Annotated in this window: 22 protein-coding genes and 1 pseudogene; 7 read left to right on the top strand and 16 right to left on the bottom strand. The window is 59.9% G+C overall.

From position 1 onward, the window contains the following. Positions 1-122: 122 nt before the first annotated feature. Entirely contained in the window at positions 123-515 is a 393-nt protein-coding gene (locus SPE70_RS11800) for a DUF1398 domain-containing protein (protein ID WP_008805086.1), read from the top strand. Positions 516-553: 38 nt separating this feature from the next. Here the strand turns inward: SPE70_RS11800 and SPE70_RS11795 are convergent, their stop codons facing one another. Next, positions 554-712 (bottom strand): YqaE/Pmp3 family membrane protein, encoded by a 159-nt coding sequence (locus tag SPE70_RS11795; protein WP_002903230.1) that lies wholly within the window; start codon positions 710-712, stop codon positions 554-556. Between the two features lie 282 nt (positions 713-994). Between SPE70_RS11795 and gap the strand changes: the two genes are divergently transcribed. Further along, a complete protein-coding gene (gap, locus tag SPE70_RS11790; RefSeq protein WP_324726648.1) occupies positions 995-1,993 on the top strand; it encodes a type I glyceraldehyde-3-phosphate dehydrogenase in 999 nt (332 codons plus the stop codon). Positions 1,994-2,041: 48 nt separating this feature from the next. On the opposite strand, the gene aldA is transcribed toward gap, so the two are convergent. Then, a complete protein-coding gene (gene aldA, locus SPE70_RS11785; RefSeq protein ID WP_012541907.1) occupies positions 2,042-3,481 on the bottom strand; it encodes an aldehyde dehydrogenase in 1,440 nt (479 codons plus the stop codon). Between aldA and SPE70_RS11780 the strand changes: the two genes are divergently transcribed. Further along, positions 3,480-3,617: a hypothetical protein gene (locus SPE70_RS11780; RefSeq protein WP_055323486.1), complete on the top strand. Its 138-nt coding sequence runs from the start codon at positions 3,480-3,482 to the stop codon at positions 3,615-3,617. The two genes, aldA and SPE70_RS11780, sit on opposite strands and share 2 nt — an antisense overlap. Before the next feature lie 61 nt (positions 3,618-3,678). Here SPE70_RS11780 and SPE70_RS11775 read toward each other — a convergent pair whose 3' ends face one another. After that, positions 3,679-4,479: a YdcF family protein gene (locus SPE70_RS11775; protein WP_064170129.1), complete on the bottom strand. Its 801-nt coding sequence runs from the start codon at positions 4,477-4,479 to the stop codon at positions 3,679-3,681. Between the two features lie 380 nt (positions 4,480-4,859). On the opposite strand from SPE70_RS11775, the gene SPE70_RS11770 reads away from it, so the two are divergent. Next, a complete protein-coding gene (locus SPE70_RS11770) occupies positions 4,860-6,185 on the top strand; it encodes an MFS transporter (protein WP_032732914.1) in 1,326 nt (441 codons plus the stop codon). A 210-nt stretch (positions 6,186-6,395) separates the two neighbouring features. On the opposite strand, the gene SPE70_RS11765 is transcribed toward SPE70_RS11770, so the two are convergent. Genes SPE70_RS11765 through SPE70_RS11740 form a run of 6 tightly spaced genes read right to left on the bottom strand, consistent with a single transcriptional unit; the run spans position 6,396 to position 13,907 of the window. Then, positions 6,396-7,826, bottom strand: coding sequence for an amino acid permease (locus tag SPE70_RS11765; RefSeq protein ID WP_008805091.1), 1,431 nt, complete (start codon positions 7,824-7,826; stop codon positions 6,396-6,398). Positions 7,827-7,835: 9 nt separating this feature from the next. Beyond that, a complete protein-coding gene (gene astE / locus SPE70_RS11760) occupies positions 7,836-8,831 on the bottom strand; it encodes a succinylglutamate desuccinylase (protein WP_008805092.1) in 996 nt (331 codons plus the stop codon). 10 nt (positions 8,832-8,841) lie between these two features. Then, entirely contained in the window at positions 8,842-10,182 is a 1,341-nt protein-coding gene (astB, locus tag SPE70_RS11755) for an N-succinylarginine dihydrolase (protein WP_004148240.1), read from the bottom strand. A gap of 21 nt (positions 10,183-10,203) precedes the next feature. Then, the gene (gene astD / locus SPE70_RS11750; RefSeq protein WP_136047373.1) at positions 10,204-11,670 is read right to left on the bottom strand and encodes a succinylglutamate-semialdehyde dehydrogenase; all 1,467 of its coding nucleotides are present in this window, start codon (positions 11,668-11,670) and stop codon (positions 10,204-10,206) included. Next, on the bottom strand, positions 11,661-12,683 hold the full coding sequence (gene astA / locus SPE70_RS11745; protein ID WP_162678306.1) for an arginine N-succinyltransferase: 1,023 nt from the start codon (positions 12,681-12,683) through the stop codon (positions 11,661-11,663). The genes astD and astA overlap by 10 nt, the downstream gene beginning before the upstream one ends. A gap of 18 nt (positions 12,684-12,701) precedes the next feature. Next, positions 12,702-13,907, bottom strand: coding sequence for a bifunctional succinylornithine transaminase/acetylornithine transaminase (locus tag SPE70_RS11740; protein WP_012968351.1), 1,206 nt, complete (start codon positions 13,905-13,907; stop codon positions 12,702-12,704). A 169-nt stretch (positions 13,908-14,076) separates the two neighbouring features. Between SPE70_RS11740 and SPE70_RS11735 the strand changes: the two are divergent. Together SPE70_RS11735 and SPE70_RS11730 are read left to right on the top strand one after the other, a co-directional pair. Continuing rightward, a pseudogene (locus SPE70_RS11735) lies at positions 14,077-14,224 on the top strand (hypothetical protein). A 212-nt stretch (positions 14,225-14,436) separates the two neighbouring features. After that, a complete protein-coding gene (locus tag SPE70_RS11730) occupies positions 14,437-15,711 on the top strand; it encodes a Glu/Leu/Phe/Val family dehydrogenase (protein ID WP_008805096.1) in 1,275 nt (424 codons plus the stop codon). A gap of 64 nt (positions 15,712-15,775) precedes the next feature. Here the strand turns inward: SPE70_RS11730 and SPE70_RS11725 are convergent, their stop codons facing one another. From SPE70_RS11725 to SPE70_RS11695, 7 genes are all read right to left on the bottom strand, one after another. Continuing rightward, positions 15,776-16,429 carry an HAD family hydrolase gene (locus tag SPE70_RS11725; RefSeq protein WP_012968352.1) on the bottom strand — a complete coding sequence of 218 codons (654 nt, stop codon included), beginning with the start codon at positions 16,427-16,429 and terminating at the stop codon, positions 15,776-15,778. Beyond that, the gene (locus SPE70_RS11720) at positions 16,410-17,195 is read right to left on the bottom strand and encodes an AfsA-related hotdog domain-containing protein (protein WP_012541915.1); all 786 of its coding nucleotides are present in this window, start codon (positions 17,193-17,195) and stop codon (positions 16,410-16,412) included. Before SPE70_RS11720 ends, SPE70_RS11725 begins: the two co-directional genes overlap by 20 nt. 13 nt (positions 17,196-17,208) lie before the next feature. Continuing rightward, on the bottom strand, positions 17,209-18,414 hold the full coding sequence (locus tag SPE70_RS11715; RefSeq protein WP_131024176.1) for an acetyl-CoA C-acyltransferase: 1,206 nt from the start codon (positions 18,412-18,414) through the stop codon (positions 17,209-17,211). Between the two features lie 2 nt (positions 18,415-18,416). Beyond that, positions 18,417-19,901: an FAD-dependent oxidoreductase gene (locus SPE70_RS11710; protein WP_044649993.1), complete on the bottom strand. Its 1,485-nt coding sequence runs from the start codon at positions 19,899-19,901 to the stop codon at positions 18,417-18,419. A gap of 61 nt (positions 19,902-19,962) precedes the next feature. Continuing rightward, positions 19,963-21,027 carry an aldo/keto reductase gene (locus SPE70_RS11705; RefSeq protein ID WP_008805101.1) on the bottom strand — a complete coding sequence of 355 codons (1,065 nt, stop codon included), beginning with the start codon at positions 21,025-21,027 and terminating at the stop codon, positions 19,963-19,965. Beyond that, entirely contained in the window at positions 21,024-22,211 is a 1,188-nt protein-coding gene (locus tag SPE70_RS11700; protein ID WP_039103267.1) for an MFS transporter, read from the bottom strand. Before SPE70_RS11700 ends, SPE70_RS11705 begins: the two co-directional genes overlap by 4 nt. A 49-nt stretch (positions 22,212-22,260) precedes the next feature. Continuing rightward, the gene (locus tag SPE70_RS11695; RefSeq protein ID WP_012541920.1) at positions 22,261-23,259 is read right to left on the bottom strand and encodes an aldo/keto reductase; all 999 of its coding nucleotides are present in this window, start codon (positions 23,257-23,259) and stop codon (positions 22,261-22,263) included. 100 nt (positions 23,260-23,359) lie between these two features. Between SPE70_RS11695 and SPE70_RS11690 the strand changes: the two genes are divergently transcribed. Continuing rightward, positions 23,360-24,274, top strand: coding sequence for a LysR family transcriptional regulator (locus SPE70_RS11690; protein WP_008805104.1), 915 nt, complete (start codon positions 23,360-23,362; stop codon positions 24,272-24,274). Positions 24,275-24,304: the final 30 nt, after the last annotated feature.

Here is a 24,304-nt window from a genome sequence, read left to right as displayed (position 1 = left end):
GTTACATAATAACCATTAATATAACGCGCCTATATTATTAAAATACGAATAAGTAAACGTGTGAATGGTTTATGCCGACAGACGCCGAAACCATGCGCAGCAACAACACAACAAGGATTGAAATGGAACTGCTGGCAAGGCTGGGTCACTTTTTCGAACAGGTTCGCGCGGATGCCGATTTTACCACCTTCGCCAGTGAACTCCGCCGGCATCAGGTCTCTTACTACATCTATTTTGTCTCCACCGGTAATATGAATTTCGTGATGGCAAACGACGAGGTGATCTCGATAAAAAGCGCCCGCGGCCTGCTACGCGTGCGCAGCGCCCCCAGCCATCGACTGACATCGGCCGCGGTCATCCGCCATTTTGCCGGCGCCATCAACTTTGAACAGTACTGCAAGGATCTCGCCAGCGCCGGCGTGTTTAAGTGGATCGTTGATCTGGAAGAGGAGACCCGGCACTACTGGTCGAAGGATAATACGCTGCTGTATAAAGAGAGCCTGATGCCCCCCTGAGCGGGTCCCAGGGGGAGGCGTGGTTATCTGCTCGCCCCTCAGTCGCGGGTCTGCACCCAGAAGGCGTGGATCAGGCCAGGAATATAGCCCAGCAGGGTCAGAATAATGTTGAGAATAAACGCCCAGCCGAAGCCTTTCCCCAGCAGTACGCCCAGCGGCGGCAGAATGATAGTGAAAACGATTCTCCAGAATCCCATAACCTCTCCCTTCGTCTAACGTCAATATTTTACTAAGCTATTCAATAGTTAAGCATAGACGCTTTTCACCGCTTCGCCAGCAGGCGGCCCCCTCATCTCCGGTAACAAAAATTATTCCCTGCCGTCAGCGCTAAAAAAGGCCGGGAAAACATCCACTTTTTTCCTCCCCGGCCCGGAAGCGCTGGCATACCGCACAGATTGTCAGTTGACCAATCAGGGGGACAGGACTAAGCCTGGAGGAGTTTTATCACATCGAGTCGTTTTACCAACCGGAGAATGTCCATGAGTAAACTTGGGATTAATGGATTTGGTCGTATCGGACGTTTGGTGTTACGCCGTTTATTAGAAGTCGACAGCAGCCTGGAAGTGGTGGCTATCAACGACCTCACCTCGCCAAAGGTGCTGGCCTACCTGTTGAAGCATGATTCAAACTACGGCCCCTTTCCGTGGAGCGTCGACTTTACGGAAGATGCGCTGATCGTCAACGGCAAAACCATTACGGTGTATGCCGAAAAAGAGGCGCAGCATATTCCGTGGCAGGCGGCAGGCGCAGAGGTGATTGTGGAGTGTACCGGGTTTTACACCTCGGCCGAGAAATCGCAAGCCCATCTCCAGGCCGGCGCGCGCAAAGTGCTGATTTCCGCCCCCGCTGGCGAGATGAAAACCATCGTCTACAACGTCAACGATGACACCCTGACCCCGGATGACACCATCATCTCCGTGGCCTCCTGCACCACCAACTGCCTGGCGCCGATGGCCAAAGTCCTCCAGGATGCCTTCGGCATCACCGTGGGCACCATGACCACCATCCATGCTTATACCGGCACCCAGTCGCTGGTGGACGGGCCGCGCGGCAAAGATCTGCGCGCCTCCAGAGCGGCGGCAGAAAACGTCATCCCGCACACCACAGGTGCGGCAAAGGCCATCGGCCTGGTGATCCCCGCCCTGAGCGGTAAACTGAAGGGCCATGCCCAGCGTGTGCCGACAAAAACGGGTTCGGTGACAGAGCTGGTGTCGGTGCTGGAGAAAAAAGTGACTGCGAATGAGGTCAATCAGGCGATGAAGCAGGCGGCTGAAGGCAATGAATCCTTCGGCTACACCGAAGAAGAGATTGTCTCTTCCGACATCATCGGCAGCCATTTCGGCTCGATCTACGATGCCACCCAGCTGGAGATTGTGGAGGCCGGCGGCGTACAGCTGGTGAAAACCGTCGCCTGGTATGATAACGAATACGGCTTCGTCACCCAGCTGATCCGCGTGCTGGAGAAATTCGCCCGCTAAGCGAACGGCGGGCCGCCTGAGCTGCCCGCCGGCTCGGAGTTAAGTACCTCAGGCCTGCAGGTAGACCACCTGGGTCTGCAGGTACTCATTCAACCCATGGCGGCCATCAGCGCCGCCGATCCCCGATTTGCGCCAGCCGGCGTGGAAACCCTGCATCGCCTCAAAGTTTTCCCGGTTGATATAGGTTTCGCCGAACTTCAGTCCCTTAATCGCCTTCATCGCCACGTTCAGATCGCGGGTATAGATCGAGGAGGTCAGGCCATAGTCGCTGTCATTGGCCATCGCCAGCGCCTCATCGAGGGTCGAAAACGCCACCACCGGCAGCACCGGCCCGAAGGTTTCCTCGTGGATAATGTCCATCTCCTGGCGCACATCCAGCAGCAGGGTCGGCGGATAAAAATAGCCTTTGCCCTCCAGCGGCTGGCCGCCCAGCGCCACCCGCGCCCCCTGCGCCACCGCCTTCTCCACTTTGCCCGCCACCTGATCCCGCGCCGCCGCGTTGATCAGCGGCCCCATCGCGATGTCATCCCGCGCCGCCGGGTCGCCAAACTGCACGGCCTTCATCGCCTCGCCGAGGCGGTTGACGAAGCGGTCGTAAATGCCCTGCTGAACATAGACCCGCTCGACGCAGTTACACACCTGCCCGGTGTTAATCACCCGCGAGTCCACTACCGCTTTCACCGCCAGCTCCAGATCCGCATCGTCCATCACAATGGCAGGCGCTTTGCCGCCGAGCTCGAGGCACACTTTGGTGATATTTTTCGCCGCAGCGGCCATGATTTTCTCTCCTGCCGCCACACTACCGGTCATGCTGACCATCGCCACCTTTGGATTGCCGGCCAGCTCCTGACCAACGGTTTCCCCGCGGCCGAGCACCAGGTTAAAGACCCCTTTCGGCAACCCAACCTGATGGACGATCTCGGCAAAGGCGATGGCATTATTGGGCGTAAATTCGCTGGGCTTAATGACGATGGTATTCCCGGTGATCAGGGCCGGCGCCAGCTTGCGGGCGATAAGAAAGAACGGGAAGTTCCACGGCAGGATCCCGGTGGTCACCCCCAGCGCGCGTTTAAAGACGAGGATATTCTCTCCAGGGCGATCGCTCTGCACGATCTCGCCTTCGTAACGGCGCGCCCATTCGGCCATATAGTCGAGATAGTCCGCAGTGAATGCGACTTCCACCGCCGCCAGCTGCTGGATCTTGCCGCCTTCAGCCACGATCAGCCCGGCAATCTCTTCAGCACGCTGGCGGATACCAGCGGCAATTTTGCGTAACCAACCCGCACGCTCAATGGCCGGCAGCGCTTCCCAGGCGGGCTGGGCGCGCTCAGCCGCGTCAATCGCCAGCCGCGCCTCTTCGGCAGTCCCGTCCGGGATCCGCGACAGCAGCGCTTCGGTCGCCGGGTTAAGTACGTCGATCCAGCCGTCGCCGCGACCGGAAACGAACTGGCCATCAATATACATTTGGTGTTGAACGGGTGCTGTCATGGCTGCTCCTGTAGTGCATTTGTATTTAACAAGTGATTTTTTTGTTAAATATCGGGCGGATAAGCCGTGGCTTCGCAGCACGTTGGCGCAGTTCTGTGAGCTGATTCATAAAACCGGGCCAAAAATGCCCGGTTGAGGTTACATTTCAATAACACAAATTGCCCGTTTGCGATAAATCTGCCGCAAACGGGCAGTTTTCAGCCGAGGGTGCGGGCCTGCAGCGCCCCGGCAAGCTGGCCGTCCTCCCGCAGCTGTCGCCAGGCATCGAGGATCTCCGGCGGGAAGGTGACGTGGCTGATGAAGTCTTTCCCCCGCGGACCGTATCCTTCAGGCGTATCCTGCAGGCGCGGCAGCTCGCCCAGCAGCAGCCCCAGGTAGCGGGCGACCGGCCACAGCCCCGTCCCGCCGCCCGCGAACCCCAGCTGACCCTCGGCCTGCTCCAGCTGCGGCGAGCAGCCGGGAAAGCTCAGCCATTGTGGCGGCGTCGTCGCCCCCTGCCAGACGCGGGCGAAGGTGGCCATGGTTCGCCGCTGCATGGTGGGGTCCTGAATGACGATCCCGCGACGATGAGGGAGCCCCCCGTTCTCCAGCGTGGCCCGGGTAAAACGGGCGTTCTCGCCGCAGTTGGTCGACTGGTCCTCCACCACCAGCCGCGAGCGCGGAATGTGCCAGTAGTCATGAGCAATATCGGCCAGAATATGCGCTTCCGGACGCCCCACCACCGGCAACATACGGTAACGGGGATCCTGGCGCACCGCCTCGTAGAGATAGTTCGTAGAATGTCCCACGCCGCCGCTGATCAGCAGCGGGACTTCCCGTTCCGCCGCCAGCCGGCAGGCGGCGTCGATGGTCGGGATCACGGCGTTGCCGGCCAGCACCACCACGTCCACCTGCGGCAGCGCGGGCAGCGTCGCCAGATCGTCCTGCGCCAGCCAGGCGCCGACCTGGTTAGCCGCCGCCAGCGTCGCCGCCGACAACGGGGGAAATTGTTCTGCCATTCTGTCTCCTTAATTCCCTCTCAGCCGATCGGAGAGGATGCTTTCGCCATCATAAACGCCGCCTCGCGGGAGGCAAAGCGGCGTCGATTTGTAACCATTTTGAAATAACAAGAAACATCTAAAAACAGGCGGGTTGCACCTGAACAACTCACTATGAAAATAACAAAAAACAGCAAAATCAAGTGGAAAATAAAAAATAGCGTCGCGGTTACACCAGTCCAAACCGCGTCATAACGCCCAGTTTGCCAGCGATGAACTTGCCAATTGTAACCTTCAACCCTAAGTTGCTTAACAATTACACAACCTTTTCACACCAGGTTGCACCCTGTTTACGCAGAGTGACACCTGACCTATTTACCGTGGCGGGAGAACGTTTCGTAATGAGCAATCCACAAGACAACACTGCATCCATTCTGCAGAAAAACAAGAAGGTCCTGATCGCGAGCCTGACAGGCAGCGCCATCGAATGGTTCGATTATTTTCTCTATGGCACCGCCGCCGCGCTGGTGTTCAACAAAATCTTCTTTCCGATGGTCGACCCGGTCATCGGCCTGATCCTCTCCTGGCTCTCCTTCTCGCTGACGTTTTTTATCCGCCCCATCGGCGGCGTCATTTTCGCTCATATCGGCGATCGCATCGGCCGCAAGAAGACGCTGGTGCTGACCCTGTCGCTGATGGGCAGCGCCACGGTGGCGATCGGCCTGCTTCCCACCTATGAGATGGTGGGCCTCTGGGCGCCCGCCCTGCTGATAACCCTGCGCATTATTCAGGGCATGGGTATCGGCGGTGAATGGGGCGGTGCGCTGCTGCTGGCCTACGAATACGCGCCGGAGAAGCGGAAAGGCTTTTTCGGCAGCATTCCCCAGGCCGGCGTGACCATCGGCATGCTGATGGCGACGTTTATCGTCTCGCTGATGACCCTGTTTGACGAGGCGCAGTTTCTCGCCTGGGGCTGGCGCATACCGTTCCTGCTCAGCTCCGTTCTCGTTTTTCTCGGCCTGTGGATCCGCAAAGATATCGACGAAACGCCCGCCTTTAAGCAGGTGAAAAAATCTGGCCAGGTGGCGAAGGCCCCGCTGCGCGAAACGCTCAAGCACCACTGGCGGGAAGTGCTGATTGCCGCCGGTCTGAAAGTGGTGGAGACCGCCCCTTTCTATATCTTCTCCACCTTTGTGGTCAGCTATGCCACCACCACCCTGAGTTACCAGAAGTCGCAGGCGCTGGAATCCGTGACCCTGGGCGCGCTGGTGGCCACCGTGATGATCCCGCTGATGGGGCTGCTGTCAGATAAGGTGGGGCGGCAAAAGATGTATACCCTGAGCGTGGTGCTGCTGGGGCTGTTTATCGTTCCGTGGTTCCTGCTGCTCGACACCGGCACCAGCTGGGGCATCATGCTGGCGACGGTCGTTGCCTTCGGCATCCTGTGGGCGCCGGTAACTGCGGTGCTCGGCACCTTGTGCTCTGAGATTTTCAGCGCCAATGTGCGCTATACCGGGATCACCCTCGGCTACCAGCTGGGCGCCGCGCTGGCCGGGGGCACCGCGCCGCTTATCGCCACCGGTCTGCTGGCAAAATATGACGGGGACTGGCGGCCGGTGGCCGTTTATCTGGGCGTAACGGTGGTGATTTCGCTGCTGGCAATTTTCTGCGCCAGCCGGATGAAGTCCGCGCCGGGTGCGGCCCCTTCCCGGGCGGAAAGCGCCTAACCGCCGCCGTCTGGGCAGGTAGCGTGCCGACTATCCCGCCCGGCGGCGCTGCGCTTGCGCGGGCCTACAGAGGGGGATCACGCCGCGGGGGAAACCGCTCATCCCAGGCTCAGTAAGACAGTAGGCCCGGTAAGGCGCCAGCCGCCACCGGGCAGAAACAGACGTAACGTCTTCACCTCCTGCTTAGCCGGCCAGGTTGGCCGGCGAGTGTCAGGCGCTCTGGTTATCCAGTGTCAGCTGCCCCTCACGCCGCTGCTTCAGCTTCCAGAAGCCCCACAGGGCAATAAACCACAGCGGAGAAGCCAACAGCGCCAGCAGCGTGTCCGGGTCAAAGATCATGATGAAGATGGCGAAGGCGAAGAACAGCAGGCTCACCCAGCTCATCACCACCCCGGCAGGCATCTTAAAGATCGACCCGGCGTGCAGGTCCGGACGCTGACGGCGATAGACCAGATAGGCCACGAGGATCATCCCCCAGCTGAACACCACCATAATCGCCGCCAGGGTCGAGACGATGGTGAACAGGGTCATCACATTCGGTACCAGGAATAGCAGCAGCGTACCGATCAGCATGCAGAAGCAGGAGAACAGCAGGCTACGCACCGGGATGCGGGTATTGCGCGACAGGATGCGAAACTGCCAGTGCGCATGCTTCTCCACCGACAGGCCGTACAACATGCGGGTGCTGGAGAAGACGCCGCTGTTGGCCGAGGACATCGCCGAGGTCAGCGCCACGAAGTTAATCACCGCCGCGGCGGCAGGCAGCCCGGCCTTGGCAAACAGCGTCACGAACGGACTGGTCTCCGCCGATACCCCCGGCCAGGAGGCGACGGCGATAATCACCACCATCGACAGCAGATAGAAGATGATAATCCGCAGCGGCAGAGCATTGATCGCCTTGGGCAAAATGCGCTGCGGATCGCGGGTCTCCGCCGTCATGGTGCCCAGCAGCTCAATGCCGGTAAAGGAGAAGATCGCTATCTGGAAGCCGGCGAAAAAACCGGTGATACCGTGAGGCATAAAAGCCGTCGGGTCGGTAAGATGGCTGAGAGAAGCCGTCACGCCGTCCGGAGAAGTCCAGCCAGTGGCAATCATCCAGCCGCCGGTGCCGATCAGGGCGATAATGGTGATCACCTTGATCAGGGCGAACCAGAACTCCGCCTCGCCAAACATTTTCACCGACAGCAGGTTAAGCAGGAACAGGATCGCCAGCATGCTGAGGGCCGGCATCCATGCCGACAGTTCCGGGAACCAGTACTGCATATAGCTCCCGCAGACCACCACGTCGGCAATGCAGGTCACTACCCAGCTTAGCCAGTAGGTCCAGCCGAGGTAAAAGCTGGCCTGCGGCCCGAGATACTCGCCGACAAAGTCGGCAAACGAGCGGTAGTCATGGCGGGTGAGCAGCAGCTCCCCCATCGCCCGCATCACCATATAGGTAAAGAACCCGACCAGCACATAGATCACCAGAATCGAGGTGCCGGCGACGGCGATGTTGCGCCCCGCCCCCATAAACAGCCCGGTGCCGATGGCGCCCCCGAGGGCAATCATTTGAATGTGGCGGGCGCCGAGCCCGCGTTTAAGCTGTGACGCGCCCTCACCTCCGGCGGCAGGAGACGCCTGATGTTGATGTTCAGTCATGGTGTTTCCTCAGGCTGGTTGTGGGAGGCGAAGAGCCGCGGCGCGCAGCAGCAGCCCGGCGCGCTGACCGGTGGCGACCCCGGCATTGGGAAAGAGGATATAGGGGGCCCGGGCCTGCACCACCCACCGTTTCTCCGCCTGGCGAGCGATTTCGTATCCCGCCGGGAGCGCGGTGAAGTTCTCAACGTTGGCCGCGAGATTAAGCGTAAATTCCCCCTCGCGCTTGATGATGCTCTCCTCGACCAGGAAGTAGTCCACTGGCGCTTTGTCGCGCGGCGGTAGCGGCGCGTCAGAAATCCAGGCCCGGATCGCCGCGTCGGTAGCGGCGAACAGGCTGAGATCGTTGGCGCCGAACGGCATCACTTTCCCCAGCTCCAGGGTGGCGCTTTGCGCGGCGAACTTTTCGCAGGTGAAATGGGTGAAGGTGCCGCCCGCTTCGGTATGCCGCACGATGGCATCCATCCCGCTGGCCTGCAACAGCTGGTAGAAGCCAGGCGAAAAATCCCCGGCGTGGGCCGGGAGCAGCGCAAACTGGCGATACAGCGACCCGCGAATGGCGGTATGCATATCGAGATGGCTACGGTTGACCGGACCCGCCGCATCGGCGGCGCGATAGAAGGCCTGCACCGCCTGCTCCAGCGCAAAAGCCCGCCGCGACTCATTCCCCGGGGTGACCGCCAGATGGCGGCCGCCGAACAGGCGATTCAGGTCGTTGTGCAGATAGCGGCGTGCGGCGCGGATCGCCGGCAGGTTACCAAAGACGATCAGCAGCGCCTGAGTGAGCGGCTGCCGCCCCTGGCTCAGATCGTGGGTCAACTGCAGCAGCAGCTCCGTCGGCGCGGTCTCATTGCCATGCACGCCCGCGGAGAGGATCGTCGCCTGGCGCCACGGCGCCGTCGGCAGCAACTGCAGGATCCCCTCGCCCAGCCAGCGGGCCTCGATGCCCGCCGGGAAGCTCCACTCCTGCAGGCGGCAGTGCAGTAAATCGTTAACCAGGTGCTCCATCTGCCGCTCCTTAACGCTGAAAATCATAGACCGCGCCCAGGCGCAGGATCTGCGTCAGCTCATCCAGCGCCTGATAAACCTCGCGCAGCAGCTGCGGGTCCGCCAGATCGCGGGCGTGCAGCCGGTCGCGATAGTGTTTTTCCACCCATGCCGTCAGCTGCTGATAACGCTCGTCGTTCATCAGACTGTGGGCGTTGACCGCCTGGCGTTCAGCCTCGTTGAGCACTACCCGCAGCCGCAGACAGGCCGGGCCGCCGCCGTTGCGCATGCTTTCCCGCAGGTCAAAGACCGCCACTTCATCGATCGGCGATGCGCTGTCGGCGGCGAGGTCGCTCAGATAGCGCCAGACGTTTTCCCGCTGGCGGCACTCCTCCGGCACCACGATCAGCATCTTGCCGTCAGGTTTACTCAGCAGCTGGCTGTTGAACAGGTAAGAGGCCACCGCGTCATCGAGCGACACCCGCTCGTCCGGCACTTCCACGCTGGTGAACGGGATATCCAGACTGTCGCTTTTAGCCCGTAGCGTCGCCAGCACCGTCGCCTGATCGACAAACGCCTGCTGATGGTGGAACAGCACATGGCGATTGCTGACCGCGATGACGTCGTTGTGAAACACGCCGCGATCGATAGCCTGCGGCGCCTGCTGGGCAAACACCGTGTAGCGCGGATCCAGCTGATGCAGGCGGGCCACCGCCTCGCTGGCCTCGAGGGTCTGCCGCGCCGGATACTTCACCGGGGCGATCCCGCCGCTGGCGCGTCGACCGTAGACAAAAAACTGCACCCCCTGTCGGTCATACTCCCGGCAGAAGCGGTTATGGTTGGCTGCCCCTTCATCGCCGAGGTCGCCATGCTGCGGCAGCGCCGCATGGTGGGCGAAGTAGCGCGGATCGGCGAACGTGGCGCCCAGGATCGCCGAGGTGGTGGGCGCCTCCTGCATACGGTGCAGCTTATTGTTCAGGTTGGCGACGGTGAAATGGACTTTGCCATCGGCGCTGTCCGCCGACGGTGAGACGGTCGCCGCATTGGCGGTCCACATCGACGAGGCGGAGCTGAAGGCGGAGAGCAGCTGCGGCGCCGCGTGGGCCGCCTGCCGGATGACCTGCTCATCGCTGCCCTGGAAACCGACTTCGCGCAGCAGACGTAGATTCGGACGCGGCTGCGGCGGCAGAATGCCCTGCACGAATCCGCGATCGGCAAGGGCTTTCATTTTATACAGCCCCTGCAGCGCCGCCTTTTTAGGGTTAGAGAGACCATCGCGGTTATTTTGCGAGGCTTCATTGCCGACGGAGAGTCCGGCGTAGTGGTGCGTCGGGCCGACCAGGCCATCAAAGTTTGCTTCAAAACCAGACATATGTCCTCACAGGATCCGTTATCAGAATGGCAGGCCCGGCGATACCGTCGCCGGGAGCGTCAGCGTATCGCTGACCAGAGAGGCCATCGGCCAGGCACAGTAATCAGCGGCGTACCACGCTGCCGCGCGATGGTTGCCGGAGGCGCCCACCCCGCCAAACGGCGCTTTACTCGAGGCGCCGGTCAGCGGCTTGTTCCAGTTGACGATCCCGGCCCGCGCCTCGTCCGCCAGCTGTTCAAACTGCGCCGCATCGCTGGAGATCAGCCCGACGGCCAGGCCATAGCGGGTCTGGTTGGCGAGGCGAATGGCCTCCGGGAAATCGTCATAACGGATAACCGTCAGCAGCGGGCCAAAGTATTCTTCATCCGGCACCTCGATACCGGTGACGTCGACGATCCCCGGCGTCAGCACCGTGGAGTGCGGGTCGGGCTGGCGCATGCGCAGCAGCACCTTGCCGCCGAGCCCCTCCAGTTTTTGCTGCGCCGCCAGCATGTTCTGCGCGGCGTCGAGAGAAATCACTCCGCCCATAAACGGCGCGGGCTGGTCATCCCACTTGCCAGCGCGGATCTGCGCGCTGGCCGCGACCAGCCGCTGCAGCAGCGCATCCCCCTGCTCGCCGCGCGGCACGATCAGCCGGCGCGCGCAGGTGCAGCGCTGCCCGGCGGAGATAAACGCCGACTGGATAATCACATGCAGCGCCGCATCGACATCGGCCACGTCGGCGACGATCAGCGCGTTGTTGCCGCCCATCTCCAGCGCCAGCATCTTCTCCGGCTGGCCGCCGAAATAGCGATGGAAGTGGAAACCCGCCGCCGCGCTGCCGGTGAACAGTACGCCGTCGATATCACGATTTTCCAGTAGCGCCTGGCCAGTGGTTTTTCCGCCCTGCAGCAGATTGATCACCCCGTCAGGGACGCCCGCCTGCTGCCACAGCTGGACGGTCATTTCGGCGGTGGCCGGCGTCAGCTCGCTGGGTTTAAACACGATGGTATTCCCGGCAATCAGTGCCGGAATGATGTGCCCGTTGGGCAGGTGGCCCGGGAAGTTGTAGGGACCAAAGACCGCCATCACGCCATGCGGTTTGTGGCGCAGCTGTGCTTTTCCGTCCGGCAGCGTCGACTCATGAAAGCCCGTCCGCTGGTGATAGGCCTCGATGGAGATCGCGGCCTTGCCGATCATCGCCTGTACTTCGGTGCGGGTCTCCCACCGCGGCTTGCTGGTCTCGCGGGAAATCAGGGTCGCCAGCGCCTCTTTATGTGTCTCCAGCAGCGCGGCAAAACGCTCCACCACGGCAATACGCTCGGCCAGCGGCCGGTGCGACCAGGGGTAAAACGCCGCGCGCGCAGCGGCGCAGGCCGCCTGGACGTCGTCGGCACCCGCGCTGGCCGCCTGCCACAGCAGCGACTGATCCTCCGGGGCCAGTTTGCTCATCGTTGCCCCACTGCCCGCCTGCCACTGCCCGGCTATAAACTGTGCTTTTACCGCCATGATCTGTTTTCCTCTGGATTCAGGGTTACCGTATAAACGCGGTCGGTTTCACTGACCTGCAGCGCGTCCAGCGCGGCGGCATCCAGTGAGACCTGCTCTTCGTGGGCCACCAGCAGCGCCCGGAAATTGTCGAACTGACCGTTGGCGACGAGCGTCGGCGCCGGCAGGGCGCCCATCAGCTGCTGGGCCGGCAGGCACTGGCTGTCGCGCACGGCGCGGATCTGATCGGTGTTCGCCTCCAGCACCGGTCCGGCATCGAAAATATCCACCGAGCCGCGCCAGCTGAATCCCTCTTTCTCGAGGATCGCCCGCGCCGGGGCGGTATTGGGATGCACCTGACCGATGACCTCGCGGGCCGCTTCCGGCAGCAGTGATATATAGATCGGGTAAGCCGGCATCAGTTCGGCAATAAAGGTTTTCATGCCGGTGCCGGTCAGCCGGTCGGCATCGGCGAACGGGATGTCGAAGAAGTGATGGCCCAGCGCATCCCAGAACGGCGACTGCCCCTGCTCATCGCTGCAGCCGCGCAGTTCGGCAAACAGGTGCGGGGAAAACCACTCGCGGAAGGCGGCGATAAATAAAAAGCGCGCCTTGGAGAGCAGCAGACCATTGCGGTTGCGCTGATAGGCCGGGTCGAGAAACAGCGTACACAGTTCGCTGTGCCCGGTGTGGTCATAGCTGAGATTAAGCAGCTCCTGAGGCTTATAGACTCCCAGCGCTTTCGAGGCGCGAACCGTTTTCTGAATGCGAAAATTGTAAAACGGCTCGTCCAGGCCCACCGCGACCTCAATGGCGCTCACCCCCACCACCCGCGCCAGCGCGGTGTCTTCCAGCACAAACAGGAAACCCTGCTGGCCGCGCGGCAGTTCGCCGGCGAAGGTCTCGATACTGCGCTGGATCCGGGCGGCCAGGCGCCCGGCATCATGCGGTAAGGAGGTCATGCCGACCCCCGCCCGCGCGGCAAGGCGGACGATGTCGTCGAGATCGTTTTCCCGTACGGGACGAAATAGCATCACAGGCCGTCCTCCCGGTTAGCGGGTTAAGCGAGCAACGGCGCGATCAAGGCGCACGAAGGCTTCCGCAATATCCGCCAGCGGGATATTGAGCGCCGGCGCGAAGCGCAGCACGTCCGGGCCGGCAATCAGGGCGATCAGCCCCTCTTCCGCCGCCAGGTTGGTCAACGTTTTGGCCTTGCCGCGCAGCGGCCCCGCCAGCTCAGCGCCGATCAGCAGACCGGTGCCCCGCACGGCGCTGAACGCATCGTAACGGGCAGAGATCGCATTCAACTGGTCAACAATCAGCGCATGGCGCTCGCCAACGCCCGCCAGCAGCGGCGCATCGAGATGGGCCAGCACGGCGTTAGCGACGGTCGCCGCCAGCGGGTTGCCGCCGAAGGTGGTGCCATGGGTGCCCGGCTGGAAGACCTGCGCCCAGGCCTCTTTCGCCAGCATCGCGCCGATTGGGAAGCCGCCCCCCAGCCCTTTGGCGCTGGTGAGGATGTCCGGGACGACGTTGTAGTGCTGGTAGGCGTAGAGATGGCCGGTACGGCCCGCCCCGGTCTGCACCTCATCGAATATCAGGGTCGCGTGATGGCGATCGCAGAGGGTGCGCAGCGCCTGGAGGAACGCCGGGTCAGCGGGTATCACGCCGCCTTCGCCGATGATCGGCTCGACGATCACCGCACAGGTGCGCGAAGAGATGGCCGCGGTGACCGCCTCGATGTCGTTATAGGGCAGATGGGTAATGCCCTGCGGCAGCGGAGCATAATCGCTGGAATATTTCGGCTGGCCGCCGACGGAGACGGTGAACAGCGTCCGGCCATGGAAGGCATGGTTGAAGGCGATGATTTCGCTTTTTTCACCGCCAAACTTATCGTGAGCGTATTTCCGCGCCAGTTTGAGAGCGGCCTCGTTGGCTTCGGCGCCGGAGTTGCAGAAAAACACCTTATCGGCAAAGGTCGACTGCACGAGGGTTTTCGCCAGCTGCAGCACCGGCTCGTTGGTATAGCCATTGCCGATATGCCACAGTTTCGCCAGTTGATCCTGCAGGGCCTGAGCCAGCGCCGGATGGGCATGGCCTAAGGCATTCACCGCAATGCCGCCCGCCATATCGATATACTCTTTCCCCTGCTGGTCCCAGACGCGGGAACCCGCCGCCCTGACCGGAATAAACGGCGCGGGGGCAAAACAGGGAACCAGGTAAGCGTCAAAATCTTCGCGAGTCATAGTGCCTGACATCATTCATCTCCGGAACGTAAGACGACGGAAAACGCTCCCGCCGCGTTGGACAATCGACATTAACCCTGACCCTCGGCTTATTTTGGACACGAGCGCGCCCGCTGTGATGGCAAAAATATTCACCACAGGAAAAATAAGCCCTATTTATTTTGCGGGTATTTGTTAATTCATGGTTAACGTCATGTTGTTGTGTGGGCTAATGCTGGCCTGTGAACAATAAGATTGTCAATACGGGTGGAAGCAATTTATTCACTTTTTGAAGATCATCAAGATAATGAAAAACATAGAAAAAAATATTTTTCTATGCACTTAAGTGAATAAAAAGTGAATTAAAATGCACAGCTTGTAGGTGGTTGGCGTGCGTAGTTATTCACTTAAAAAATAAAAAATCTAACAAAAATTTAAAAATCGGAATTGCCGTCAAATACCGCTTTATAAAATTGGTGATACCATTCATTGCACAGAGTTTACTGCTGTAGCTATTCCACGGTTTTACACGACATAAATAACACTGAGAAACAGGACTCTTATGGAAAAGTTATCTTACGCATCTGAAAGTAGTACATCTCCATGGACCACCTACCTGCGCCAGATCGACCGTGTCGCGCCTTATCTCGGCGATCTTGCCTACTGGGTGGAAACCCTGCGCCATCCGAAGCGTGCGCTGATCGTCGACATTCCTGTGCAAATGGACGACGGCACCATCCGCCACTTCGAGGGCTATCGCGTTCAGCACAATCTGTCGCGTGGACCGGGTAAAGGTGGTGTTCGCTACCATCCGGATGTCGATCTTAACGAAGTCATGGCACTTTCTGCCTGGATGACCATTAAGTGCGCCGCGGTCAATATTCCTTACGGCGGGGCCAAAGGCGGCATTCGCGTCGACCCCTTCTCACTGTCAGAAGGTGAACTGGAGCGTCTGACCCGCCGCTACACCAGCGAAATCGGCATTATTATCGGGCCGCAGAAAGATATTCCGGCGCCGGACGTCGGCACCAACGGTAAAGTGATGGCATGGATGATGGACACCTACTCCATGAACCATGGCACCACCATTACCGGCGTGGTCACCGGCAAACCGATCCACCTCGGCGGCTCCCTCGGCCGTGAAAAGGCCACCGGGCGTGGCGTATTTGTCACCGGCCGGGAAGTGGCTCGTCGCGCCGGTATCGAAATTGAAGGCGCCAAAGTCGCGCTGCAGGGCTTTGGTAACGTCGGTAGCGAAGCAGCCCGCCTGTTCGCCGGCGTCGGCGCCCGCGTGGTGGTCATTCAGGATCATACCGCGACCCTGTATAACGAAGGCGGGATTGATATGGCCGCCCTCACCGCCTGGCAGGCGGAGAAAAAGCAGATTGCCGGTTTCCCTGGCGCCCAGGAGATCGATAAAGACGCCTTCTGGACCACCCCGATGGACATTCTGATCCCGGCGGCACTGGAAGGGCAAATCACCCGCGAGCGCGCGGAGAAGCTGACCTGCAAACTGGTGCTGGAAGGGGCCAACGGCCCAACCTATCCGGAAGCGGACGACGTGCTGGCCGAGCGCGGCGTGATCGTAGTGCCGGACGTTATCTGTAACGCCGGTGGGGTGACCGTCAGCTATTTTGAGTGGGTGCAGGATATGGCCAGCTTCTTCTGGAGCGAAGAAGAGATCAACGCCAAGATGGACCGCATCATGACCGACGCCATTATTCACGTCTGCGATAAAGCCGCCGAGAAAGCGTGTACGCTGCGTACCGCCGCCTATATCGTGGCCTGCGAACGCATCCTGATGGCGCGTAAAGACCGCGGCATCTACCCGGGCTGATCCCCGTCAGGGTGTGAATCAGGGGGTGGCGTAGCGCCGCCCCCTTTTTTTCGCTATCGTGCCGTCAACCGCCGTTAGACCACAGCACCGGCCATCCCCGACGCTGCGACTCCGCCAGCAGCGCCGCGCACGGATTGACCGCGCAGGGGTTGCCAACCAGCGCGAGCAGCGGCAGATCCGAGATATGGTCCCCAAAGGCATAGCACGCCGCCAGCGGCTGGCCCCGTTCCTGCGCGTAGCGTTGAGCATGCAACGCCTTATGTTCGCCAATGGCGGTCCGCCAGAGTTCCCCGGTATAGTGTTCGTCAACCACCACCGGCTCTGAACACAGGGCATGCTCCACCCCCAGCGCCGCCATCGCCGGCCAGAGAATGTCGGTCATCGATCCGGAGACAAACACCACGTCATCCCCGCGCCCCTGATGTTGCCGGAGGATCGCCACCACCTCACGGTGAAAACCGTACCCACCTTCGCGATACAGTGCCTCAGCAACCGCCCGCACCTGGGCGCGCGGCTCATGGCGAAACAGCGAATAGTAGTAGCGATTGATCGCCTCCCGCGGTTGACCCGCTTTGCTAAGCGCCTGGAGCTGGCGGACAATCGCCGCGGCCGTCAAACCGCACTGCAGCGGATATTCCTCGGCATAGCGGTGCAGAAACAGGAACATACTTTTGCCGGTAATCAGCGTTTCATCCACGTCAAAAAAGGCGATGCTCATCCCCGTCCCCCTGCTCAATACTGACCAGATAATGTTGATGGCAGAGCGCCGCCTGCTCACACTCCTTACGAGTAATGTAGTTCAGGTCATAGACGCTGAAGCTAAAGCCGACTTCCGCTTTGCGGGTGCCGGTCTGGTCAAAACCGACCGAACACTCGCAGGTAAAGCGGCCGTGGGCTGAGCTTTTGCGCGACACCACATTCAGCACAATGGTCACCGGCAGCGGGAAAACAAAGCTGGAAAAAGCTACCTGCAGCGAGCTCAGCGTGAAGTACTTCTCGTCCATCGCCACGCCCGCCTCCGCCAGCAGAAATTTCTCCGAGGTGGCGATGATGGTTTGCCGCGCCGCCTCGATCAGCACCATCCCCTGGATGTGTTGCCCGGTCTGGTGGTCGCAGAGCAGCTCCGAGGCGTCCTGCAGGATCAGACGCGCGCAATAGCTATCTTCATCGCGTTTTTCCGGCGAGGTGATGAGGATGTTCTCTTTTTTACGTTTATGCACCAGCCGCTGATGATCGCGGTTGTTTTGATAATAGAGATCCTGCAGATTGACGATCTGGCGGATTTTATCCGGATAGTGCTGACGAATAATGCAGACCGTGCGGGAGATGTCGTCGAGCTGCACGCCCTGACCAATGACGATTTTATCGACGCCGGCGAGCTCGCCGCTCCAGACAAAACGCTCAAACTCGTTGACGGTCAGCACGTTCTGATGCCGCCGGGCAAAATCGGTAAATTTCTCACCCACCACAATTAATTTTTCCATGGCGCTTGTCTCCTCAGATCGCTTTCACAATTAACGCAATACCCATCCCGCCGCCGATACACAGCGAGGCCAGGCCGGTCGGTTTATTCTCCCGGCGCAGCGCGTGCAGAAGGCTCACGACAATCCGGGTTCCGGAACTGCCGAGCGGGTGCCCGAGGGCAATCGCGCCGCCGTTGACGTTCAGGCGGGCGGCTATCTCCTCCGCCGTCATCTGATGCTCGCGGGCCAGCCCCTTGACCACCCCCAGCACCTGCGCGGCAAAGGCTTCGTTAATTTCCAGTCGCGCCATATCGCTGAGCTGAAACCGCCCGCGGCGCAGGGCGCACGTCATGGCCGGCAGCGGCCCAAGCCCCATCATCGCCGGGTCGACGCCGCCCTCGCCGAAGGCGACTATCTCAGCCAGCGGCCGCAGGCCGTACTGCGCAACGGCGCGCGCCGAGGCGAGGATCACTGACGCCGCGCCGTCGTTCAGCCCCGAGGCGTTGCCCGCCGTGACGCTCCCGTCGCGACGAAAAGCCGGTTTCAGCGCCGCCAGCTGGTCGGCGCTAAGGTCATGGCGGATCTGCTCATCCTCGCGGACCACGCTGACGCCCCGCTTCCCGCTGACCGTCACCGGCACTATCTCCTCGGCAAAATGGCCGGCGCGGCTGGCGGCGGAGGCTTTTTGATGGCTGTCCAGCGCGTACTGGTCCTGTTCTGCGCGCGAGATCTGTTCATGCGCGGCGATGGCCTCCGCCGTTTCCCCCATCGGAATATGCAACAGCGGATCGGTTAAGCCATCGCTCTGGATCAGATCCTCGCTGCTGAACGCGCCAAATTTCACGCCGCCCCTTATCTCTCCCCGCAGCAAAAACGGCGCCTGGCTCATGTTTTCCATCCCGCCAGCGACGACCATGTCGGCATAACCGCTCTGGATATGGATCGCCCCTTCGGTAATACTTTTCATGCCGCTACCGCAGATCATATTCAGGGTGTAAGCCGGTTTTTGCACCGGGATCCCCGCCCGCAGCGCGACCTGACGCGCCGGCCCCATCCCCTGCCCGGCGGCGAGGACGCAGCCGCAGATCACTTCGTCAATCCACGCCGGGTCAATCCCGGCCTGCTGCAGGTTGTGGCGGACGGTGAGCGCGGCCAGTTCCACCGCAGAGACCGTTTTCAGGGCGCCAAGAAAACGCCCCACCGGCGTACGGCAGGCCGCGACGATATACACTTTATTCATGATTATTCCATTACGTAGAGCGAGGAAAGATACTGCGATGTCCCGGCTTCGCTGCCGGTAAAGCCCACATAGCCATCGGGATTGATCACCGCATAGTCATCGCGGCCAATCTGTAGCGCCTCGAGAAACGCCTCGTCCGCCGGGTCAAGGGCGCAGAATATAAACCAGCCGCCAGGTTTCAGGCGGGATAAGGGAGGACAGTCGACGCGCGCGGAAAAGACCACGACCTTACCGCTGGCGAAGGCGTCATAACTGTTGCGAAACCTCGCCTGCGGCGAGGTAAAGACGTACCACGGGACATGGTGGCCCATCAGGCCGTTCGGGTGAGCGCTCTGCGGCGCGGCAAAGCCGGCGTACTGCAGCGGCAGCTGGTGGCGATAATAGTGACGATTGCAAAACTCCGGAAAGTAGACCGCGTCGATATGGTTTTTCGGCACCAGACCGGCGATCAGGCCGGTATCGTGATCGGTGGCGTGCAGCACGCCGCTCACCGCGGCGAAACGCTCGGTGCGATAGGATGCCAGCAGCCGGTCGCTGGCGACGCCATGCAGGTAAAAGGCCAGCTTCCAGGCCAGGTTAATCGCATCCTGAATACCGGTATTCATCCCCTGCCCGCCAATCGGACTGAACAGATGGAAAGCATCGCCTGCCAGCATGATATTGTGCTGCAGATTGTCATCGGCGATCCGGTTATAGAAGTTGGCGCTGGAGGACCAGGTCAGCGCCTGCGCCGGAGGAACCTCGGGGCAGAAGCGCGCCAGCGCCACGTTGATCTCCTGCAGATCCGGCACCGGACGCGGCGACGGTAATCGACCGGCTCTTTTAATCACGATCCTGACCTGATTGTCCGGCATGGGCAGAAAGATCAGAAAGCCCAGCTCGTCAATATAGTAAGAGGTTCCCGGGAGCGTCGCCGCGCTGGCGAACTGCACGTCCGCCATTACAAAATGCAGCGGGTAATCATGGCCGCTAAAGCCAATCCCGGCCAGCTCCCGGACGGTGCTGGCCGCGCCGTCGGCGCCGATAATATAGTCATAGGTAGCGGAACAGGCCCGGCGGGCATCGTCGAGCAGAGAGACGTGATAGCGCCCTTCCTCCCGCCGCCAGGAGACCAGCTGATGTCCGCGTTTCACCAGTTGACCGGCCTCGGCCAGCGCCGTTTCAAGGATCTTCTCCGTCCGCGGCTGCGGGATACTGACATGGAAGGGATAGCAGGTGGGGAGATGGCGGTTATCAATATGCAGAAACTTGCGGTTTTTATACCAGGCGTAAATTGACGGAACCTGCTTGCCCTGGGCGGTCAGCTCCCCGGCAAGGGCTAAGCCGTGGAAGGCTTTAATCGTCGCCGGACTGACGCTCAGCGCTTTGGACCAGGTGGTGCTGTGTGTATTTTTATCAATAATATCAAAATCAATTCCATACTTATTCAGATAGCAGCCAATGATTAACCCTACCGGGCCGGCGCCAACAATGAGTACTTTTTTCACGATCGAGCCTCTCTGTATGCCCCCAGGGGGGCATACGCGTGTTGCCTGGGTGCAGGGTGAGTTAGGGGTAGATATCGTCGGCCAGACGGCGATCGCCGGCGACATTGCAGATATGCCAGTAGGGATAAGGCTTCTCTTTTTCGCTCACGCTGTTGAGGATCGCCGCCTCCTCGTCGCTCAGCGTCCAGTTCAGTGCCGCCAGGTTATCCTCCAGCTGGGCGAGTTTGGTCGCGCCGATCACCAGCGATGTGATCCCCGGGCGGGTACGCAACCAGTTGAGCGCCACCTGCGCCACGCTGGCGTTGCGCTGACGGGCAATCTCCTGCATCACTTCCAGAGTCTGCCAGGCTTGTTCGCGATTGGCGATCGGCGCCGACTCAAACGGGGTGGCGTTCGCCAGCCGACTGCCCTCAGGAAACGCCTGATTGCGAGGGTATTTACCGGTGAGGAAGCCCCCGGCCAGCGGGCTCCAGACGGTGATGCCGACGTTCTGATCGACGCTGAGCGGGATAATCTCATGCTCCAGTTCTCGCGCGGCGATATTGTAATAGCCCTGATAGACGCAGAATTTTTCCAGTCCGAGGCGCTCTGAGATCCCCAGCGCCTTCGCCAGCTGCCAGGCCGCGTAGTTGGAGACCCCGATGTAGCGAATTTTCCCGGCGCGAATCAACGCATCCAGCGTCCGCAGGGTATCCTCCAGCGCGGTGCGCGGATCGAACCCGTGGAGATGATAGATATCGATATAATCCGTTTTCAGCCGCTGCAGGCTGGCGTCGACGGCATTAATAATATGGTAGCGCGACGCCCCCAGCGCGTTCGGATTGGGGTCGGTCTGCCAGCGTCCTTTGGTGCCGATAATCACCTGCTGGCGTTTCCCCTTCAGCGCGTTACCGAGCAGCTCTTCGCCCTGGCCGTTTTTATAACAGTCCGCGGTATCAAAAAAGTTAATCCCGGCGTCCAGCGCTTTGTACACCAGATCGTATGCCGTATGCTCAGGCACCACGCCGAATTCCGACCAGTTGCGTCCCGGCGCGCCGAGAAAGGCCCCTTTTTCACCAAACGTCATGGCGCCAAAACAGAGCTCCGACACCGACAGCCCGGTGGAACCTAAATACCGATACTTCATGCTTGACTTCCTTTTAAAGGTGACAACGTCACACTAGCGATAACAAATCCGCTGGCGGTCAGGCATGCACCGGCCAGGGGAATATGCGAGAGGGAGACGCCGGCGGTGAGCAACAGCCCACCAAACCAGGCGCCAGCGGCATTGCCGAGGTTAAAGGCGGCGATATTGCACGAGGAGACCATGCTTTTGCCGGTCTCACTGCTGTCCAGCGCCTGCATCTGCAGCGGCGGAATGGTGGAGAACATCGCCGCCCCCAGCAGAAACACCGCCGCGCAGGCGCCGGGTAGCGTCTGAATGGCGAACGGAAAGAGGCACAGGACGACGATAAGCAAGGCCAGGGTCAGCAGCAGCGCCCGGCGGACCCCACCGTCGGTCAGGCGGCCGCCGAGGTGATTCCCGGCGACCATCCCGACGCCAAACAGCACCAGCACCGGTGGAATGAGATGTTCGCTCATCCCGGTGACGGTTTTCAGCATGGGCGCAATGTAGGTAAAGGCGGCGAAGACGCCGGAAAACCCGAGCGCGGTGATCAGCAGGCTGCGCAGCACCGTCGGATGGCGCAGCACCTTCAGCTCGTCGCGGATCCGACTCTGCACCGCCGGTTGGGCCTGACGGCCGGGCACGAGGGCAATGACTGCCAGGGCGGAAAGAATGCCAATCAGCGTGACCATAAAGAAGGTGTAGCGCCAGCCAAGGTATTGCCCTACCCAGGCGCCGAGCGGCACGCCCAGAATATTGGCCAGGGTGGCGCCGAGAAAGACGGCGGAGACCGCCGAAGCCCGTTTCTCCAACGGCGCCAGCTCCGCGGCATAAACCGAACTGATGCCGAAGAATGAGGCGTGGGCTAAGGCGGTTATTACCCGAAAAATAATTAGCATGGTCATATTACCGGCAATACCACAACCTAAATTACCGATGGAAAATAAGATCATCAGAAATAACAACGCCGGTTTTTTGGGGTAGCGGCTTAATAGCGGTGTGAGGAGCGGCGCGCCAATCACCACCCCACAGGCATAAGCGGTAATAGACCAGGCGGCAAGCGTAATGGATATATGAAAATCATGGGCCACATCGAGTAATAATCCCATAATCACAAATTCGGTGGTACCAATACCAAATGAGCCCACGGAAAGCGCATAAACTGCCGCAGGCAATCCCGCCGAACGGGAAACAGCAATAGTCATAAGTAACCTCATCTCCCGCCAGGACGGCGGGAGAATAGTATTCAGGGAGTTATTTTTCGATTAAGTTAAAGTCGCCCTGGTTATAGCGTAAGCCAGTGACGTTATCGGGAGTGAAAATATCTTCGATGGTGAGAATATCCTCAGGTGAGAGGGTAATATTCGCGGCTCCGGCATTATCGCGCAGATGGGCAATTTTCCTCGCCCCCGGAATAGGCACAATATCCTCGCCTTTGCTCATGACCCAGGCCAGGGCAATCTGCGCAAGGGTCGCGTCATAGCGCGTGGCCACCTGCTGCAGGCGCTCAAGCAGCAGCTGGTTTTTGCGCATGGTCTCGGCCTGGAAGCGCGGCAGATTACGGCGGAAATCATCCTCAGCGAAGACGCCAGGATCGGTGATTTTTCCCGTCAGGAAGCCGCGCCCCAGCGGGCTGTATGGGACAAAGCCCACCCCCAGCTCGCGGCAGGCGTTGAGAATACCGGCCTCCGGCTCGCGGGTCCACAGCGAGTATTCCGTCTGCACGGCGGTAATCGGATGCACCTTGCAGGCCCGGCGCAGCGTCTGGGATGAGACTTCCGACAGTCCGATATGACGAATTTTCCCCTCTTTAACCAGGTCGGCCATGGTGCCCACCACGTCTTCCACCGGCACCGCCGGATCGACGCGGTGCTGATAGAGCAGATCGATGGTCTCGATATTCAGCCGCTTCAGCGACCCTTCCACTGACTCGCGAATATGTTCCGGACGACTGTCGACGCCGGCCATGCGTTCCAGTCCCTGGCCGGTCGGCAAAATACGAAAACCAAACTTGGTGGCAATCTGCACCTTATCGCGGATACCTTTTATCGCTTTCCCGACAAGAACTTCATTATCGAAAGGACCATACACTTCGGCAGAATCCAGGAAGGTCACGCCCATGTCCACCGCGGCATGAATCGTATTAATCGCCTGCGACTCCTCGGCGCCGCCGTAGGCGAAACTCATTCCCATACACCCGAGACCCAATGCGGAAACCTGGAACTTCTCTTTTCCGAGATAACGTGTTTTCACCTTATTTTCCTTACGTGCTGAATGTTATTAAATATATACTTCCCTTTTACATTGATAACAATTAATCTATTCCGAACGCGGTGTTAGCTGGAAATTAACAATGAAAACCTTACCGGATTTGCAACAAATTGAAATATTAATACTCATAGTGAAACATGGCAGTTTTCGCCAGGCCGCCAGGGCATTAAATCTTTCACCACCGGCCCTCACCAGCGCTATTAATCATCTGGAAGAAAAGTTAGGCGTACGCCTGCTGAATCGCTCGACGCGCAGTTTGTCATTAACTGCCGTGGGTGAGGAATTTCTTAATAATATGACGCCGGTGGTCAATGATTATCGCCGGGTGGTTGACAGCCTGAATTATCATCGCCTGACGCCGGAAGGCGTGGTGAAAGTCAATTTACCGCGTATTGTTCTTGACCTGTTTTTTCAACACTATTTTATTGCCTTTAAAACCGCCTATCCCGATGTAACGCTCGAACTGTATACCACCGATCGGAAAGTCAATATTATTGAGTCCGGTTTTGACGCCGGTATTCGCTATTCGCAGGATGTGCCCAAAGATATGATTGCCATCCCCTTTGGCGAGAAGCTGTCGCTGATCCCGGTGGCCAGCCCGGCCTATATCCGCGAGGCCGGCGAGCCCGACACCCCGCAGTCGCTGGTCAATTTCCGCTGTATCAACCGCTGTTTTCCCAGCGGTGAAAAGTACCGTTGGGAGTTTATTAGCCCCAGCGGTGAGCCCAGCGAAGTTTCGGTCAGAGGCGATCTGGTCGTTGATTCCGATACGGCGATGATCCAGGCGGCGGAGAGCGGATTAGGCATCGCCTTTGTCTATCAGTCGCTGGTGACGCAGCAGTTGAGCGCGGGCAGCCTGGTCCGTTTGTTACCCGACTACCACTATCCTGCCGACCATTTCTGCGTCTACTACCCGAGCCGGAAACATATACCGGTGCCGCTACGGGCCTTTATCACCTGGGTCATGGCGCAGAATAAGAGCATCCTCAGTGAGTAGAGGGTTCGCGGGTTAACCCATCGCTATTAG

This window comes from Klebsiella sp. ZJOU C1 (genome assembly GCF_035620215.1).
GTDB classification, from domain to species: Bacteria; Pseudomonadota; Gammaproteobacteria; order Enterobacterales; family Enterobacteriaceae; genus Klebsiella; species Klebsiella variicola.
Note: the sequence above shows the minus strand (reverse complement) of the source record. Positions and strands in the feature narration are given on the sequence as shown.